Genomic DNA, 14,058 nt, shown 5'->3' with positions numbered 1-14,058 from the left:
TTTGACGACTCGACAGGTAATCGCGATGCGCAACATCGCCCACGCCCTCAAGCAGTTCTACAGCGACTGCGATGCGGCGGTCACTGATTTCATCTCTCCGGGCTGGATCGACGTGATCTACGACCGCACAGCCCTGATCTGCGAGCAGTGTCACGGAGAGGGCCAAGTTGGCGGCCTGACCCCAGACGGCTACGACATCGAGAAATGCGACGCCTGCGACGGCGCCGGCCTGAATCTGGAGAAGCACTGATGGACACCAACAAGATGCGCGCCGCCTTTGAGGCTCTGATTCTGGCGGACGGAAAGTCCATTCGCCGCAGTGGCGACAGCTACCACTTCGGCACAGTCCATCGCAAATGGCTGTTCTGGCAAGAGGCATGGAACCAGTCCCGCGAGGCCGTGGTGGTGGAGCTTCCCGAGGTTCAGTCGGACATGATCGATCAAGTAGGAGGCGAGCAGGAGGTGCGTTACTACCCGCAGATGGCTCTGATCACCGCCATCGAGGTCCAGGGCCTGAAGGTGGCGCCATGACCATCGACAAAGCAAGGCTGAAGGCGCTGGCGAAGGCAGTGATCGACCTTGAAGACCCCTGGTATACGGACCTGCAGCTTATCGCTCGATCTGTAGATGTGGCTCCTGCCGAGCTGATGGCCGCGCTAAACCCTCACGCGGTAATGACCCTGCTCGCGGAGATCGAGCGGCTACGTGAAGACCCGCACATGCGCGCCATCCGATCACTGCGCAGTGACTGTGCAGACCTGATGGTCGAGCGCGACCAGCTCAGGACCGAGAACGAGGCGCTGCGCAATGCCCTGGGCGATCTTCTTGCCCTCTACGAGGATGACGAAGGTTGCCGAAACCTGCCCGAGTACATCGCCGGGCGCGCGGCCATGGCCAAGGAGGTGCCCCATGGATAAGTTCGGCCTCCTATTCGCTCTGATCGTTGGAATTGCCATCGGCTGGTCCTGGGCACATCACACCGTAGTTACCGAATGCGAGCGCCTGGGCAAGTTCTATGTCGGGAAGCGCACCTTCGAGTGCAGCAAGATCGAGGAGCGAAACCATGGCTGAACTCGCCCTTATCCGCACCGCCCAAGGCCTGGTGCCGGCCACCGAGGCTGACCGTGAAACCATCCAGTGCTGGAAAGCTGGCCAGGTCATCCACGGCAAGTTCACCAAGATGCGCAACGCCAGGTTCCACGGCAAGTTCTTCGCCATGCTCGATCTGGCTTGGGACTACTGGGAGCCGGTGGGCGGCCTGGTTCCTCGCCAAGAGCTGCGGGGCATTCTTGGGCTGGCCAAGTACTTCGAGGAGTGCAGCGGCAAGCCAGGGCAGCTCTCAGTTGCCGTGGATTCGTACATCGCCCAGCTCGAAGCCGATCGCGCCCAGCGCTTCCCCGCAGTCGACAAGAGCCGTGAAGCGTTCCGCGAGTGGGTGACCATCGAGGCCGGCCATTTCCACCTGGTGCGCACACCGGAAGGGGTCCGCAAGGAAGCCAAGTCGATCAGTTGGGCGGCAATGGACGACACGGCCTTCGAGCCGCTGTACCGCGACGTGTTCAACGCCTGCTGGCGCCTGGTGCTGTCGGCTCACTTCGAAACCGAGCAGGCAGCCTTGGCTGCTGCTGACCAGATCGGGAGCTTTGCATGAGCCATCCGAAGTGTGAATGCCATCGATGCATTCAGGAGCACAAGATTGGCGTGGAGGGTCCCTTTGGCTGGATGCCGCTGTCCTCCACGAAAATGATCCTTTGCCCGGTGTGCGGATGCAAACGCTGCCCAAGGGCCAGCGATCACGAACTGGAGTGTACCGGCAGCAATCAACCAGGCCAGCCGGGGAGCGTGCACCAATGAGCCTTCAAGCCAAACAACCGCGCCCGAAAAAGTGCAAGAACCCTGCGTGCGGCGCCAGCTTCCCGCCGCGCCGCCTGGGCCAGGCCGTCTGCAGTCCAGCCTGCGGCCTGGCCATCGCGCCGGCGAACCGCGACAAAGCCCGCAAGGCCATCGACCAGCTCGAGCGCCGCGAGGTCAAGGTGCGCAAGGAGAAGCTGAAGAGCCGCGGCGACTACCTGCGCGAGGCCCAGGCCGAGTTCAACACCTACATCCGCCTGCGTGACCAGCACCTGCCGTGCATCAGCTGCGACTCGCTGCCCAGTGACCACGACCTGATCACAGGCAGCCGCTGGGACGCCGGCCACTACCGATCTGTTGGCGCCTGTCCTGAGCTGCGCTTCGAGCCGCTCAACGTGCACCGCCAGTGCGTGAAGTGCAACCGGAACCTGTCCGGCAACGCGGTCGCGTACCGCATCCGGCTGGTTCAGCGCATCGGCGCCGACCAGGTGGCTTTCCTCGAAGGCCCTCATCAGGCCTGCAAGTACACCATCGACGACCTGAAGGCCATCAAGGCCGAGTACCGGGCAAAGATCAAACAGCTGAAGGAGGCTGCAGCATGACTTGGACCATCACCGATACGGCCTGCATCTTCCTGCTGGCCATGGCAATCGCTTCGACCTGGTGCCTTGGGCGCGGCCAGTTGATCGCAATGAAGCGCAAGCGCGAGGAGGGTGCCCGATGAAACTGAACAGCGCACGCCAGGCATGGCATGACTGCCTCTACACGGCTTGGGATAGCCAGGGTGCATTCATCGAGCAACTGGGCCTGCTGGGAGCAATGGTGCAGACCACCGACAAGCAGCGCAGTGCGAGCCACGCGGTGCACCAGGCGCTTGCCGGGCGAGTGCAGTCGGCGATCGGCAAGCTGCACAGCCAGGTCCGCTCCTTTGGCAACTTCATGTACAACCCGCGCCTGGATGACGACACCCGAGAGACAGCAGAGGAAGTGATCTTCAGCCTGGTGCAGAGCAAGTCGCCGCGCATGACCGCCGCCAAGCGCGAAAAGCTCGAGTACGTGGTGAAGGGAGTCATGACCCGGTACCGCTACATGCACCAGGGCGGCCAGTCGGCCAACGATGACCCCCTGGCGTCGCCGGAAGGTTTCAGGGCGTGGCTGGATGCTCACTACGGGGTAAGACTGGAATCAGCCAACTGGGAGCGCGACTGGGGTGGGTTCGTGCGGCTGGCGTTCGACTGCTGTGAGGATGTGGATCGGATGGCGCTCGGACCAGTTGCGGCCGTAATTTACGAAATGAAGAGTGCCGCTTGAGGGCCTATTGCGTTCCCGTGCGGCTGGTGATACCGTATCGCCACTGTTAGAGTTTTGCCTTTGGCAAATTACTCTTAAGATTCAACATAGCCCCGCCGTCGTGCTGGGCTTTTCGTTTATGCGGCTTGCAAGCAGCACGACACAGACGAACCCCGACCTACAAATCGGGGTTTTTTGTTATTGAGGGGCTTACTCTCACGTCTGAGATACCGAGCTCCTTCGCCAGCTGAATGTGATCCAGAGCTGAGGTGCGAGGCAGATCGACGCGCAATACCTGGTCCTCATAGGACATGTGGAGCGTGATGAGTGCGAGCAAAGCATCATCGAGCGATAGGGTGTCAGTTGATGCCTCGCAGCACCACCATCGCTCCTTTCCCCTCAGGAAATAGTCAATTCTAAATCTCATCACGATTCCTATCATGTCGGTCTGGGCTGCAGTCTAGGCAATGCCGAGGATCTTGGCTGTGTCGGCCGTCCCGTTTTATGCAGATGACACGCCCAGGCAGCTGGGCTAAGTCGGTAGTGGCATCGATCAAAGCTGTGCGCTTCATGATCGGTTATCCGCTTGCAGAGCAGGCCCTCGTGAAGATCACCGAGATTGAGCACTGCATCAGCGTTGATGAAGTTCCCGCCCCGCAAGCGTAAAGCTTTATCTGCGTTGAGCTTTTGCGGTTCACCGGTGACGCGCGTCTCCAGCTGACGTAGCGGATACAGCGATTACATGGCAGTATGGCTATCCGAACTGCACATGCTCGTGGCAACACGGGTCGGAAAGGCGGTTCGGGATGCCCGGTCGAAAGGCCGGGTTTTTTTATTGAAGCCTCGGCATTTGCCGGGGCTTTTTCGTTTCCGGAGTTAAGAATGGACCCAACCGACCTCGGCCCAGGCACAGCTACCTGGCTGGGCGGAACGGGCACCGTATTGCTGGGTGGCTTCCTCTGGCTGCGCAAGTTCCTCTCCAAGGATGCAGCTGACCGCGCCATGGATAACGCCGACATAGGCACCGTCCGCCGGCTGAATGAGCTGCTCGACTCGGAGCGCGAGGCCCGCAAGCTTGCCGAGGCCCGCGCTGACCAGTTCGCCAAGGAGCGCAATGACCTGGCCGCAACAGTCGGCCGCATGGAAGGGAAAATCGAAGCCCTGACCAGTCAGGTCGCCAACCTCACAGAGCGGGTGACGCTGCAAAGCGACGAGATCGCCCGCCTGCGCATCAAGCTCGGAGGGACTACCTGATGGACAAGTGCGCAATCCAATTCATGGCTCGCCATTGGTGGCGTCGGGTGGAGGTGTGGTTCATCGCGATGCTGCTGGTCACCGGCGGGGTGTTCTTCGGCTTCCAGCTCGGACAGTGGGCGCTGGCTGATTCCTACCGCCAACAGGTCGCCGAGATCCGCGCCGCCTACGACGAGGCCACGCTGCAACGTGACCACCGCCTGGATGAGCTGACCCGCAAGACCAGCTCAGCAGCCGAGAAGGCAACCAAGGCGGCGACCACCGCTACAAAGGCGGCCGACAAGGCTGATGAGGCCCTCAATCGGGTATCGCCGTAACCTCGCCGTTCTGACCATTCCTGCGAGCGCGGCACTCGGTCACGGCGAGCATGATCGCTGCAGTCAATCCCGGCATGAGAAATGTGAATAGGATCGTGAGATCCCAGCTCATTGCCGCGCTGCATGGGAAGGCCCAGAAAGTGGCGACAATGACTGACGCGATAACTCGCCAGTCACGTGGGTGCCTGGGCTTGCTCGCCATTGCGGCTGCATAGGATTTCCAGCACCCCCATAGGCTCGGTACAGAGATGGCGATTATCGTCACTGGCAAGGCAATCTTATCCGTATAGACGATGGCTATGACCAAATAGATTAGTCCCCATATGAAGATCAGTGTCACAGGAGCGATTCCTACGATCGCACCGAGCGTGAGGGCAATACGAATCTTGGTTAGCTTGGTCATCCCGATCCCTGTGGGGTAATTCATTCGCGGATAGGATAATTCCACCGCGCCACGAAATCGACATGCGCCGTTTCGTGGCGCGATGCTGACTGACAGATCAGGCGCCTATCTTTTAACCCCTGTCGAAAATGGAGATCGCCAGCCTTTCTCCTGCACGACAGCTTGTTCTAGTTGGTGTATTCGATAATCAAGCCGCATGACCAGCAGTGGATCGGTGCTGCCTGGGTGATCGTGCAGCATGCTAGAAAGCCGCTTGAGTTGGTCGATCAGCTCTAGATGCTTTTTGGCGAGATCCTTTTTTCCTTCCATAGCGTCCTTCTCCATTAGGCCTTGCAAACAGCATAGAGAATCATCCATGGATAACCAGCACAAGAAGATCACCGGCTACCGCGACCTCACCCAGAGCGAGATCGACGGTATGAATTCGATCAAGGCCCTGGAGGCTGATGCCGGCGACCTGTTCAAGCAGATCGGCCAGATCGAGGGCGTTGATCCGCGGCTGTTGGCCCTGGCCAAGACCAACCTGCAGCAGGGCTTCATGTGGTTTGTGCGTTCGATCGCCAAGCCTGCTGATCCATTCAGCTGATGGGCAACGTCACGCGCCTTCATCACGCGCTGCCGCTGAGCCAAGACATCATCGAGGCACTGACAGAGCTGGATGGCGCGATCGCCAAGGCCATCGACGCTGCCAAGGCTGCCGGCCTGCCGCAAGGCCTCATCGTCGCAGAGCTGCACGGGCACGCGCACGCACAAACCTACAGTATGGAGAAGGCATGAGCGCAGATATCCACGACATCGCCGATCATCGCCCGCACCTGACGGTTGCGGCTGTTGACGGTGTCCATGTGCTGCCTTGTGATCTAGTGCGCTCGGTGATCGCCGGCGACAAACCATCAGCCATCCTGACCGAGCCGGTTCTGCGCCGGATCATTGAAGAGTGGTTACAGAAGGTGACTGCATGACCGCGAAGCTCGTTGAGTTCAAGCGGGAGGACTGGCGCGATGCTGCCAAGACCCTGCGCAAGATCGCCGATGACCTCGATGCTGGCGAGCATCCTGAATGCACCGTGGGCGCGCTGACAATAATCGGCCCAAGGGGCGAGGTAACTGTCTTTGGCCTTGGCCCGAAGTGCGACGACCTGCAGTGCCTGGGTGCAATGCGGCTGGGTGAACAGAAGCTGATTGATGTGCTGCTCGGCGGTGAGTGAAGCGCCCACCGCCGGAGGGTGGCTCAGTGCTGCGTAGGCGATTCGGTACGCTTGATGTGCTCGGCTGCCAGCACCTGGTGGCGCGCTAGTTCATGCTTTTGGTTGAGCGCGAGATACTCCTCGTTCTCTTCCGGCGCTCCATGACGCAATGGATTACTGAGGAAGTGGTATCGCTCCGATTCGTCGCTGGTAAGGCCCACGAAAATATCGTTGCCTTCTGCATCGGTTGAGAGTGCGCGCATTTCCAGAAGGTAATGTTTTTCGCCTTCGGTAAGTCTCAGCATCGTTTCGCCTCCAAAAAGTCAATCGCTACCAATACCGGCAACGGGCCACCATTTCAAGGTGCAGGTGAACAATGAGTAGACCGATCCCACCGGCCGATCTGCTTGAGTCGCCTTGGCTGATCCTCAGGCCAGCTCCTGAAGTCTGGGAGTGGATACAGCGCGAGATCCTCGACACCACTGGAAGCATCCACAACGAAGAACACGCCCATCTAATCGATGCGAGCGTCGGAGTCATGTGGGCGTCGTCCAGCTTTGCGAAGAAGGGCAGGTCAGTCCTGGGCCAGGCTGAGCAGTTGATGATCCGCGCGGGTGGCTGGCAGAAGGCACGCCAAGAGCAGCAGATGCGCGACTGGTTCGGCGAAGAGCCTGAGTTCCTGATCACCCTTGCCGCTGACTACTGCGCCCAGTGCTCCGACACGGATTTCGCGCGACTGGTAGAACATGAACTGATGCACATAGCTCACGCTACGGACCAGTACGGCGCCCCGAAATTCACACAGGAGGGGCTGCCCAAACTCTTCCTTCGTGGACATGACGTCAGCGAGTTCATTTCGATTGTTGAGCGATACGGAGTAGGGGCGCCGGACGGCGAACTGGCCCGCATGGTCGAGGCCGCCAAGACCACACCTTCGGTAAGCAGCGAATCTATCGCTAGCGCATGCGGTACGTGCCTTATGAGGTCTGCGTAATGATCGAGCAATGGAAGGTCATTCAATCCCATCCTGACTATGCGGTTAGCAACTATGGCGACGTAAAGCGCATAGTAAAGCCGAAGAGCGGTCGTGGACGTGTTGGTGCAATCCTCAAGCCCCGTATTCCGGGTGGTGGGGCGTATCCAGCCGTCGCGCTTTCCAGTGACGGCGAAGTCACGAATTGGTATGTCCATCGCCTTGTTGCTCATGTCTTTATCGGGCCATGCCCAGAGGGGCAAGAGGTCAACCATATCGACGGAAACAAGCAGAACCCGCGACTCGATAATCTTGAATACGTCACACGAAGCGGAAACATGCGCCACGCATTCCGCACGGGTCTTCTGTCGCGGGAGGGCGCGAGAAACAGCAAGGCCGCTCTGACTGAGGATGATGTGCGTGCCATACGCTCGGAATACACCGGGGAATATGGCCAATGTGCGTCATTTGCGCGCCGCTACGGGGTTAGCCATTCTGCCATCCAAGACATAGTCCATGGCCGCAACTGGACCCATCTGCTGGCCGTTTAATCGGCTGCAAGCCGGCCGCCAGAGGTGGCCAAGATCAACATTGCGAGGGCCTGTGGAACCTGCCTGCTTAAATCGGCTTGATGTTTGACAGGCGCTTGACGGAAAACAATCTATGGCAGCCCTGAGCAACGAGGTGAAGGCCTTCATCGTTCAGGCGTTGGCCTGCTTCGATACACCGTCTCAGGTGGCAGAGGCCGTCAAAAATGAATTTGGCATTGAGATCAGCCGCCAGGCTGTTGAAAGCCACGACCCAACCAAGCGAGCAGCACGCAACCTGGCCAAGCGCTGGGTGACCCTGTTCGAAGACACCCGCAAGCGTTTCCGCGAAGAGACAGCAGAGATCCCGATCGCCAACCGCGCCTACCGGTTGCGAGCCCTGGGCCGAATTGCTGAGCGCGCCGAGACGATGAAGAACCTTCCGCTTGCCATCCAAGTGCTGGAGCAGGCGGCCAAGGAGGTTGGTGATGTCTACGTCAATCGCCGCCTAGAACCCGACAAGCCCCTTGGCTCCCAGGCGGACCAGCAGCACGCCGTTGCTGAGTACACGCTGGAGCCAGACGAGAATGTCCCGACTACCCCGCACCTATGACGCGCCGGTAAAGTTGACGCCGAAGCAAGCGAACATCTACTGCTGGGGCTTTCAACCGGAGGCGCGCTTCCGTGATGCGGTTTGTGGGCGTCGATTCGGCAAGACCTTCCTCGGCAAGGCTGAAATGCGTCGCGCGGCGCGGCTCGCTGCAGAGTGGGGCGTGAGCGTCGAAGACGAGATCTGGTATGGGGCGCCAACGTTCAAGCAGGCCAAGCGAGTCTTCTGGCGCCGGCTGAAGCAGGCCATCCCTGAGGCATGGCGCGCAGCCCGCCCCAACGAAACCGAGTGCTCGATTACCCTCAAGTCAGGCCACATCATGCGTGTGGTGGGCCTGGATAACTACGACAACCTGCGGGGCTCCGGCCTGTTCTTCGTCTTAGTGGACGAATGGGCAGACTGCCCGTGGGCAGCCTGGGAAGAAGTGCTCAGGCCGATGCTCTCGACCTGCCAGTACACGATTCCCCAGACCGGAGAGTCGCGCAAAGGCGGGCATGCGCTGCGAATCGGCACTCCGAAGGGTTTCAATCACTGCTACGACACATACCGCGATGGGCAGCCGGGCGGGGAGCCAGACCACAAGAGCTGGCAATACACGTCCCTGCAGGGCGGCAACGTTCCTGCCGAGGAGCTGGATGCCGCACGCCGAAAGATGGACCCGCGAACCTTCCGGCAGGAATACGAGGCCGGGTTCGAGAACTATGCCGGCGTCGTCTACTACACCTTCGACCGCGCGGAGTGCCGCACGAGCGAGCGGATCAAGCCAGGCGAGGCCATACACATCGGCATGGACTTCAACGTCATGAAGATGGCCGCGGTTGTTTACGTGGTCCGAGACGGCTTGCCGATGGCGCTGGATGAGTTCCATTCAGTGCGCGACACGCCGGAGATGATCGAGAAGATCAAGGCTCGATTCTCTGGTCACAGCGTTTCCGTGTACCCGGACGCCAGCGGCCAGAACACCAGCAGCAAGAACGCCAGCGAGTCGGATCTGTCGCTGCTCAAGAAGGCCGGCTTCACCGTCGTGGTCGACTCGCAGAACCCCGGCGTGAAGGACCGTATCAACGCGGTCAACGCTATGTTCCTCAACACCTACGGGGAGCGGCGCATGAAGGTCAACATCGACCAGTGCCCGCAGCTCACCCAGTGCCTGGAACGGCAGACGTACACCGACAAGGGCGAGCCGGACAAGGACCCCAAGAAGGGGCACGACCACATGAACGACGCCGCCGGCTACTTCATCGCCAAGCGGTTCCCGATCAAGACTCAGTCCGCCGGCACTCGCCGCATCGGAGGTTTGGCGTAATGCCTGTTCAATCCACCAACCCAGACTACGACGCTCACATCGAAGAGTGGCGGATGATGGACGACGCCCTGGAGGGCGAGGGCGCCATCAAGCGCAGCCCACGCAATTTGCCGAAGCCGAGCGGCATGGTCGAGGCAGAGAAGCTGGACGGTGCGGGCAACGCCTACCTCTATCGTAACTACACCGACCGCGCCCAGTACGAGCACTGGGTGCGTGACTCGCTCCGCTCGATGATGGGCTTGGTATCGCGGCTGATACCCGAGGTGAAGCTGCCTGCGGGCCTGAAGGGGCTTGAGGACAACGCCACGGCCGACGGCTTCGGCCTGACTCAGCTGTTCCTGCGGATCGTACGCCAGGCCATTTCCCATGGCCGGGTACCGTTGGTGGTCAACATCGATGATGCGGGTCAGCCGTACTTCGCCACCTACGCGGTGCGCAATGCGATCAACTGGGACACTGCCGATCAAGGTGGCCGGCAGGACCTGGTGCTGTCGGTGTTCCGCGAGTTCAGACGCAAGGAGCAGGACCGCTACAGCCACGAATGCGAGACGGTCTATCGCGAGTTCTACATGGACGGCACGGTCTGCCGCACTGGTGTACGCAACGAGGCCGGAGAGCTGGTAGAGGATGATCGACCATTGGGTGTCGTCGACGGCAGCGCCAACCTGGTACGGGGCCTGGGCTACATCCCGGTCATCTACTGCGGCTCGACCGACAACTCACCGGACGTGGACGAGGTCCCGCTGCTGACCATGGCCCGGGCTGCGCTGAAGTCGTACCAGCTCAGTGCCGACTACTTCACCGCACTGCACCAGACCAGCCACCCGCAGCCGTGGATCTCTGGGTTGGACGAGAGTGTGGAGCTCAGTGTCACGGGGCCGTCAGCGGCATGGGATCTCGGCCCCAGAGGCCAGTGTGGCTATCTGGAGTTTCAGGGCGCCGGCATCCAGGCAGTTCGCACCGCGATGGAAGACCAGAAGAACGCCGCGCTCGAAGCTGGCGCCAAGGTCATGGACGTCTCCGGCACTGAGTCGGGCGAGGCCCGCAAGACCCGGCAGAACGACCAGCATGCAACGCTGCATAGCATCGTGATCACCGCTGCAGAGGCCATCGAGCAGGCCTTGCGGTACGCCGCGGAGTGGACCGGCTTCAACCCGGACGAGGTGGTCTTCACGGTTAAGCCTGAGTTCGTGATCCCGGAGGTCAACGCCCAGGTACTGGCCGAGCTGCAGAAGAGCGTCATGGCAGGCACCATCAGCGCCGAGACGTATTGGCAGTACCTCACCACCGGCAAGCTGCCTGAGCGGGCCTATAACGAAGAGGCCGGCCTGATCAGCGACGAGCGCGAGTCAGCTGGCATCAACCTGGACAAAGACGATGGGGACGAAACCGACGCAGGCGGCGGACGAGGTGCTGCTGGAGCAGCTCAGTAGGCACGCGGTACTGCTGGAGCGGCTCAAGGCTGGCGAGGTCAAGAAGTTCGAAACCGTCCTGCGCAAGGTCGACACGCAGGTCAGGGATCAGCTCACGCGCAAAGAGTTGACGACCTACAGCCGCAGCAGGCTCGAGGAGTTTCTGGGGCGGGTGGGCGGCAAGCTGCTGGAGATCTACAAGGCGTTCGGCGACCGAATGCAGGCCGACCTGGTGGACATCGCCCTGTATGAGGCCGCCTTTGAAGGCCGGAGCCTGGCCAAGGCGCTCCTGATCGACGCGATCATGCCGACCGAGGCCCTGATCCGAACGGCGATCAACACGCAGCCGTTGCAGGTGTCGGGGATTGACGGCGGCACGCTGCTGAAATCCTTCCTCAACGGCTGGACGCGCACCGAGTCGACTCGGGTAACGAACGCCATACGGCTCGGCGTCGTGCAGGGTCAGACCAACGCCGAGATCGCCCAGGCCATTCGCGGTACTGCGGCACAGAACTTCACCGACGGCGTATTGGCTGTAAGCAACCGCAACGCCCGCTCAATCGTTCAGACCGCAGTTCAGCATGTGTCCACCACGGCGCGCATGGAGACGCTCAAGGCGAACTCCGATGTCATCCCTAGTTATCGCTGGGTGTCAACGCTTGACCGTAAGACCAGCACCCTCTGCAAGAGCCTGGACGGTCGGGTGTTCGAGGTAGGGAAGGGCCCGTTGCCGCCGGCGCACGTCAACTGCCGCTCGACTACTGTGCCGGTAACCAGGCTGTCGGCGCTGTTTGCCGAAGGCGCAACGCGGGCGTCTGTGGGGGCTGGCGGCGGTGCGCAGGTATCGGCAGGGCTCGGCTACTACCAATGGCTGAAAACGCAGCCAGCGGCTTTTCAAGACGCCGCACTGGGCCCCGTCCGCGCAAAGCTGTTCCGCGATGGCGGCCTGACGGCTGAACGCTTCGCTGCGCTGCAACTGGACAAGAACTTCAAGCCGCTGACTCTGGACCAACTCAAGGAGTTGGAACCGTTGGCGTTTGAGCGGGCCGGCATCAGCTGACCCGCGCCACAAAACGCAGAGCCACAATTTTGTGGCGCGATCTACAGGCCTCGCAATTGCGGGGCTTTTTCATGCCCGCCAGGTGGGCCAATCAATCCCCAGGGGATAGCCACATGCCTTTTGACTTCGACCCGGCCGCCCACGGCCTCACCCTCGACGAAACCCAAACCGCCGCGCTGAAGGCAGCGCTGGGTGGCGAGGTTCAGAAATTCCTGGACGGTGAGGTCTCGGGCCTCAAGACCAAGAACCAGGAGCTGATCGGCTCCAACAAGACCATCAAGACCGAGCTGGACAAACTGAAGGGTCAATTCGAAGGCCTGGATATCGAGGCAGTGAAGGGGCTGCTGGCCAAGGTTGGCCAGGACGAAGAGACCAAGCTGATCGCCGAGGGCAAGCTGGACGAAGTCATCACCCGACGTACCGAGCGCCTGCGCACCGACCTGGATAAGCAGGTCAAGGCCGCCAACGAACGCGCGGACAAGGCCGAAGCCTTCGCTGCCAAGTACAGCGACAAGGTGCTGGCCGATTCCATCCGCGCTGCCGCCATCAAAGCCGGCGCGCTGCCCGAGGCTGCCGAGGACATCATTCTCCGCGCCCGGGGCACCTTCAAACTGAGCGAAGACGGCGAGCCCGTTGCCACCGACCGTGCCGGCGAAGTCGTGTACGGGAAGGACGGCAAGACCCCGCTGTCTCCCCTCGAATGGGCGGAATCGCTGCGCGAAACCGCTACCCACCTGTGGCCAAGGGCTCAGGGTGCCGGGCAGACCGGCGACAACGGTGGCAAGGCCACGAAGAAGTGGGGTGAGTACACCGAGACCGAGCGCGCTGCGATCGCTCGCGACAACCCCGAAGCATTCAAAAAACTGCAAGCCACCCAAGGAACCTAATCCATGGCCACGACCCAGCTGTCGGACATCTTCGTCCGCGACTACTACGGCGCGCTGGCGCCGGTGAACACCCCTGAAAAAACCTCCGTCTTCGAATCGGGAATCGTGACCCGCTCGCCGACGCTCGACAATATCGCCAACAACGGCCAGGGCACCTCCGAGATCAGCTACTGGCAAGATCTCGACGCCGACGAGGCGCCGAACATCTCCAACGACAACCCGGATGACCTGGGCGAAGTCGGCAAGGCCGAGCAGGGCAGCATGCGGGCCCGCACGCTTTACCTCAACAAAGGCTACGGTGTTGCCGACCTCACTGCTGAGCTGGCCAATAGCGAGCCCATGCAGCACATCCGCAACCGCTTCGGCACGTACTGGACCCGCCAGTGGCAGCGTTATCTGCTGGGCGCTGCACGAGGCATCATCGCTTCGAACATTGCCAACAATGCCGGTGACATGGTCAAGGACGCAGGTGCCACCATCAGCGCCACCGCGTTTCAGGACGCTGCCTTCACTGCCGGCGATGCGGCTGACATGTTCGGAGCCATTGGCGTGCACTCGGTGGTCATGAACCAGATGGTCAAGCAGGACCTGATTGAGTATCTGCGCGACTCGACCGGAAAAATCATTCTGGCCACCTACCTGGGTAAGCCGGTCTTCATGGATGACAGCCTGACCTACGCGCCCGGTCAATTCCTGTCGGTATTCTTCGGCCAAGGCGCTTTCGGTTATGGCGAGGGGGCCCCGCATGTACCGGTCGAGCTGCAGCGCAAACCGGACGGTGGCAATGGCGGCGGTGCCGAAGTCCTGTGGGAACGCAAGACCTTCATCCTGCAGCCCGCCGGTTTCAGCTGGAAAGGCAGCAACAACCTTAACCTGAGCCCGAACGCCACCCAGTACGCCAGCGCTGCGAACTGGGAACGTGTGTTCGACCGCAAGCAGGTGCCGTTCGCCGCCGTCATCAGCGGCACCGCCACCCCTTGAC

24 protein-coding genes and 1 pseudogene are annotated in these 14,058 nt (G+C 61.0%); 22 read left to right on the top strand and 3 right to left on the bottom strand.

Features of this window, described 5'->3' with window-relative positions; all coding sequences use genetic code 11:
• Window positions 1–25 precede the first annotated feature (25 nt).
• From QMX96_RS04650 to QMX96_RS04605, 10 genes are all read left to right on the top strand, one after another.
• Window positions 26–250, top strand: a complete 225-nt coding sequence (locus tag QMX96_RS04650) for a hypothetical protein (RefSeq protein ID WP_282361265.1) — start codon at window positions 26–28, stop codon at window positions 248–250.
• Window positions 250–531 (top strand): hypothetical protein, encoded by a 282-nt coding sequence (locus QMX96_RS04645; RefSeq protein ID WP_282361263.1) that lies wholly within the window; start codon window positions 250–252, stop codon window positions 529–531. Before QMX96_RS04650 ends, QMX96_RS04645 begins: the two co-directional genes overlap by 1 nt.
• Window positions 528–917, top strand: coding sequence for a hypothetical protein (locus tag QMX96_RS04640; RefSeq protein WP_282361262.1), 390 nt, complete (start codon window positions 528–530; stop codon window positions 915–917). Before QMX96_RS04645 ends, QMX96_RS04640 begins: the two co-directional genes overlap by 4 nt.
• Window positions 910–1,071: a hypothetical protein gene (locus QMX96_RS04635; protein WP_282361261.1), complete on the top strand. Its 162-nt coding sequence runs from the start codon at window positions 910–912 to the stop codon at window positions 1,069–1,071. Before QMX96_RS04640 ends, QMX96_RS04635 begins: the two co-directional genes overlap by 8 nt.
• Window positions 1,064–1,651 carry a DUF1367 family protein gene (locus QMX96_RS04630; RefSeq protein ID WP_282361260.1) on the top strand — a complete coding sequence of 196 codons (588 nt, stop codon included), beginning with the start codon at window positions 1,064–1,066 and terminating at the stop codon, window positions 1,649–1,651. Before QMX96_RS04635 ends, QMX96_RS04630 begins: the two co-directional genes overlap by 8 nt.
• Before the next feature lie 199 nt (window positions 1,652–1,850).
• Window positions 1,851–2,453 carry a recombination protein NinG gene (locus QMX96_RS04625; RefSeq protein ID WP_282361259.1) on the top strand — a complete coding sequence of 201 codons (603 nt, stop codon included), beginning with the start codon at window positions 1,851–1,853 and terminating at the stop codon, window positions 2,451–2,453.
• The gene (locus QMX96_RS04620; protein WP_256582827.1) at window positions 2,450–2,575 is read left to right on the top strand and encodes a hypothetical protein; all 126 of its coding nucleotides are present in this window, start codon (window positions 2,450–2,452) and stop codon (window positions 2,573–2,575) included. Before QMX96_RS04625 ends, QMX96_RS04620 begins: the two co-directional genes overlap by 4 nt.
• A complete protein-coding gene (locus tag QMX96_RS04615) occupies window positions 2,572–3,162 on the top strand; it encodes a hypothetical protein (protein ID WP_054915226.1) in 591 nt (196 codons plus the stop codon). Before QMX96_RS04620 ends, QMX96_RS04615 begins: the two co-directional genes overlap by 4 nt.
• Window positions 3,163–4,023: 861 nt before the next feature.
• Window positions 4,024–4,395, top strand: a complete 372-nt coding sequence (locus tag QMX96_RS04610) for a hypothetical protein (protein ID WP_054915223.1) — start codon at window positions 4,024–4,026, stop codon at window positions 4,393–4,395.
• On the top strand, window positions 4,395–4,712 hold the full coding sequence (locus tag QMX96_RS04605; protein ID WP_060489639.1) for a hypothetical protein: 318 nt from the start codon (window positions 4,395–4,397) through the stop codon (window positions 4,710–4,712). Before QMX96_RS04610 ends, QMX96_RS04605 begins: the two co-directional genes overlap by 1 nt.
• Here QMX96_RS04605 and QMX96_RS04600 read toward each other — a convergent pair.
• Both QMX96_RS04600 and QMX96_RS04595 read right to left on the bottom strand, forming a co-directional pair.
• The gene (locus QMX96_RS04600; RefSeq protein ID WP_123752616.1) at window positions 4,693–5,115 is read right to left on the bottom strand and encodes a hypothetical protein; all 423 of its coding nucleotides are present in this window, start codon (window positions 5,113–5,115) and stop codon (window positions 4,693–4,695) included. The two genes, QMX96_RS04605 and QMX96_RS04600, sit on opposite strands and share 20 nt — an antisense overlap.
• A 105-nt stretch (window positions 5,116–5,220) precedes the next feature.
• Window positions 5,221–5,424 carry a hypothetical protein gene (locus QMX96_RS04595; protein WP_143516634.1) on the bottom strand — a complete coding sequence of 68 codons (204 nt, stop codon included), beginning with the start codon at window positions 5,422–5,424 and terminating at the stop codon, window positions 5,221–5,223.
• Window positions 5,425–5,470: 46 nt separating this feature from the next.
• Here QMX96_RS04595 and QMX96_RS04590 point away from each other — a divergent pair, with 46 nt between their 5' ends.
• From QMX96_RS04590 to QMX96_RS04575, 4 genes are read left to right on the top strand one after another with little or no spacing between them, the layout of a single operon-like run.
• Entirely contained in the window at window positions 5,471–5,701 is a 231-nt protein-coding gene (locus QMX96_RS04590) for a hypothetical protein (RefSeq protein ID WP_054915219.1), read from the top strand.
• A complete protein-coding gene (locus QMX96_RS04585) occupies window positions 5,701–5,892 on the top strand; it encodes a hypothetical protein (protein ID WP_054915218.1) in 192 nt (63 codons plus the stop codon). The genes QMX96_RS04590 and QMX96_RS04585 overlap by 1 nt, the downstream gene beginning before the upstream one ends.
• Window positions 5,889–6,077 carry a hypothetical protein gene (locus QMX96_RS04580; RefSeq protein WP_054915217.1) on the top strand — a complete coding sequence of 63 codons (189 nt, stop codon included), beginning with the start codon at window positions 5,889–5,891 and terminating at the stop codon, window positions 6,075–6,077. Before QMX96_RS04585 ends, QMX96_RS04580 begins: the two co-directional genes overlap by 4 nt.
• Window positions 6,074–6,322: a hypothetical protein gene (locus QMX96_RS04575; protein ID WP_054915216.1), complete on the top strand. Its 249-nt coding sequence runs from the start codon at window positions 6,074–6,076 to the stop codon at window positions 6,320–6,322. Before QMX96_RS04580 ends, QMX96_RS04575 begins: the two co-directional genes overlap by 4 nt.
• A 23-nt stretch (window positions 6,323–6,345) precedes the next feature.
• On the opposite strand, the gene QMX96_RS04570 is transcribed toward QMX96_RS04575, so the two are convergent.
• Entirely contained in the window at window positions 6,346–6,606 is a 261-nt protein-coding gene (locus tag QMX96_RS04570; RefSeq protein ID WP_054915215.1) for a hypothetical protein, read from the bottom strand.
• Between the two features lie 71 nt (window positions 6,607–6,677).
• Here QMX96_RS04570 and QMX96_RS04565 point away from each other — a divergent pair, with 71 nt between their 5' ends.
• From QMX96_RS04565 to QMX96_RS04530, 8 genes and pseudogenes are all read left to right on the top strand, one after another.
• Window positions 6,678–7,295: a putative metallopeptidase gene (locus QMX96_RS04565; RefSeq protein ID WP_282361258.1), complete on the top strand. Its 618-nt coding sequence runs from the start codon at window positions 6,678–6,680 to the stop codon at window positions 7,293–7,295.
• Window positions 7,265–7,606: pseudogene (locus tag QMX96_RS04560) on the top strand (HNH endonuclease); the annotation flags it as partial. The gene QMX96_RS04565 and the pseudogene QMX96_RS04560, both read left to right, overlap by 31 nt.
• 331 nt (window positions 7,607–7,937) lie before the next feature.
• The gene (locus QMX96_RS04555; RefSeq protein ID WP_282361257.1) at window positions 7,938–8,414 is read left to right on the top strand and encodes a DUF2280 domain-containing protein; all 477 of its coding nucleotides are present in this window, start codon (window positions 7,938–7,940) and stop codon (window positions 8,412–8,414) included.
• Window positions 8,389–9,717 (top strand): terminase, encoded by a 1,329-nt coding sequence (locus QMX96_RS04550; RefSeq protein ID WP_282361256.1) that lies wholly within the window; start codon window positions 8,389–8,391, stop codon window positions 9,715–9,717. The genes QMX96_RS04555 and QMX96_RS04550 overlap by 26 nt, the downstream gene beginning before the upstream one ends.
• Window positions 9,718–9,842: 125 nt before the next feature.
• Window positions 9,843–11,150: a DUF4055 domain-containing protein gene (locus QMX96_RS04545; protein WP_282361255.1), complete on the top strand. Its 1,308-nt coding sequence runs from the start codon at window positions 9,843–9,845 to the stop codon at window positions 11,148–11,150.
• A complete protein-coding gene (locus QMX96_RS04540; RefSeq protein ID WP_282361254.1) occupies window positions 11,095–12,189 on the top strand; it encodes a minor capsid protein in 1,095 nt (364 codons plus the stop codon). The genes QMX96_RS04545 and QMX96_RS04540 overlap by 56 nt, the downstream gene beginning before the upstream one ends.
• Before the next feature lie 113 nt (window positions 12,190–12,302).
• A complete protein-coding gene (locus QMX96_RS04535; protein ID WP_176516936.1) occupies window positions 12,303–13,076 on the top strand; it encodes a hypothetical protein in 774 nt (257 codons plus the stop codon).
• 3 nt (window positions 13,077–13,079) lie between these two features.
• Complete coding sequence (locus QMX96_RS04530) at window positions 13,080–14,057, top strand: major capsid protein (protein WP_088514735.1); 978 nt, start codon at window positions 13,080–13,082, stop codon at window positions 14,055–14,057.
• The last annotated feature ends 1 nt before the right edge of the window (window position 14,058 follow it).

This window comes from Pseudomonas sp. PS01300, assembly GCF_029960155.1.
GTDB classification, from domain to species: Bacteria; Pseudomonadota; Gammaproteobacteria; order Pseudomonadales; family Pseudomonadaceae; genus Aquipseudomonas; species Aquipseudomonas palmensis.
The sequence above is the reverse complement of the archived record's forward strand: the minus strand, read 5'-3'. Positions and strand labels throughout refer to the sequence as shown.

Excerpts from the sequence above, each read along its gene's own strand:
- QMX96_RS04595 (WP_143516634.1), bottom strand. The coding sequence starts at position 5,424 with ATGGAAGGAAAAAAGGATCTCGCCAAAAAGCATCTAGAGCTGATCGAC.
- QMX96_RS04530 (WP_088514735.1), top strand. The coding sequence starts at position 13,080 with ATGGCCACGACCCAGCTGTCGGACATCTTCGTCCGCGACTACTACGGC.
- QMX96_RS04610 (WP_054915223.1), top strand. The coding sequence starts at position 4,024 with ATGGACCCAACCGACCTCGGCCCAGGCACAGCTACCTGGCTGGGCGGA.
- QMX96_RS04535 (WP_176516936.1), top strand. The coding sequence starts at position 12,303 with ATGCCTTTTGACTTCGACCCGGCCGCCCACGGCCTCACCCTCGACGAA.
- QMX96_RS04625 (WP_282361259.1), top strand. The coding sequence starts at position 1,851 with ATGAGCCTTCAAGCCAAACAACCGCGCCCGAAAAAGTGCAAGAACCCT.
- QMX96_RS04600 (WP_123752616.1), bottom strand. The coding sequence starts at position 5,115 with ATGACCAAGCTAACCAAGATTCGTATTGCCCTCACGCTCGGTGCGATC.
- QMX96_RS04570 (WP_054915215.1), bottom strand. The coding sequence starts at position 6,606 with ATGCTGAGACTTACCGAAGGCGAAAAACATTACCTTCTGGAAATGCGC.
- QMX96_RS04555 (WP_282361257.1), top strand. The coding sequence starts at position 7,938 with ATGGCAGCCCTGAGCAACGAGGTGAAGGCCTTCATCGTTCAGGCGTTG.
- QMX96_RS04575 (WP_054915216.1), top strand. The coding sequence starts at position 6,074 with ATGACCGCGAAGCTCGTTGAGTTCAAGCGGGAGGACTGGCGCGATGCT.
- QMX96_RS04615 (WP_054915226.1), top strand. The coding sequence starts at position 2,572 with ATGAAACTGAACAGCGCACGCCAGGCATGGCATGACTGCCTCTACACG.
- QMX96_RS04605 (WP_060489639.1), top strand. The coding sequence starts at position 4,395 with ATGGACAAGTGCGCAATCCAATTCATGGCTCGCCATTGGTGGCGTCGG.
- QMX96_RS04550 (WP_282361256.1), top strand. The coding sequence starts at position 8,389 with ATGTCCCGACTACCCCGCACCTATGACGCGCCGGTAAAGTTGACGCCG.
- QMX96_RS04620 (WP_256582827.1), top strand. The coding sequence starts at position 2,450 with ATGACTTGGACCATCACCGATACGGCCTGCATCTTCCTGCTGGCCATG.
- QMX96_RS04540 (WP_282361254.1), top strand. The coding sequence starts at position 11,095 with ATGGGGACGAAACCGACGCAGGCGGCGGACGAGGTGCTGCTGGAGCAG.
- QMX96_RS04585 (WP_054915218.1), top strand. The coding sequence starts at position 5,701 with ATGGGCAACGTCACGCGCCTTCATCACGCGCTGCCGCTGAGCCAAGAC.
- QMX96_RS04630 (WP_282361260.1), top strand. The coding sequence starts at position 1,064 with ATGGCTGAACTCGCCCTTATCCGCACCGCCCAAGGCCTGGTGCCGGCC.
- QMX96_RS04545 (WP_282361255.1), top strand. The coding sequence starts at position 9,843 with ATGGTCGAGGCAGAGAAGCTGGACGGTGCGGGCAACGCCTACCTCTAT.
- QMX96_RS04640 (WP_282361262.1), top strand. The coding sequence starts at position 528 with ATGACCATCGACAAAGCAAGGCTGAAGGCGCTGGCGAAGGCAGTGATC.
- QMX96_RS04635 (WP_282361261.1), top strand. The coding sequence starts at position 910 with ATGGATAAGTTCGGCCTCCTATTCGCTCTGATCGTTGGAATTGCCATC.
- QMX96_RS04580 (WP_054915217.1), top strand. The coding sequence starts at position 5,889 with ATGAGCGCAGATATCCACGACATCGCCGATCATCGCCCGCACCTGACG.
- QMX96_RS04565 (WP_282361258.1), top strand. The coding sequence starts at position 6,678 with ATGAGTAGACCGATCCCACCGGCCGATCTGCTTGAGTCGCCTTGGCTG.
- QMX96_RS04645 (WP_282361263.1), top strand. The coding sequence starts at position 250 with ATGGACACCAACAAGATGCGCGCCGCCTTTGAGGCTCTGATTCTGGCG.
- QMX96_RS04650 (WP_282361265.1), top strand. The coding sequence starts at position 26 with ATGCGCAACATCGCCCACGCCCTCAAGCAGTTCTACAGCGACTGCGAT.
- QMX96_RS04590 (WP_054915219.1), top strand. The coding sequence starts at position 5,471 with ATGGATAACCAGCACAAGAAGATCACCGGCTACCGCGACCTCACCCAG.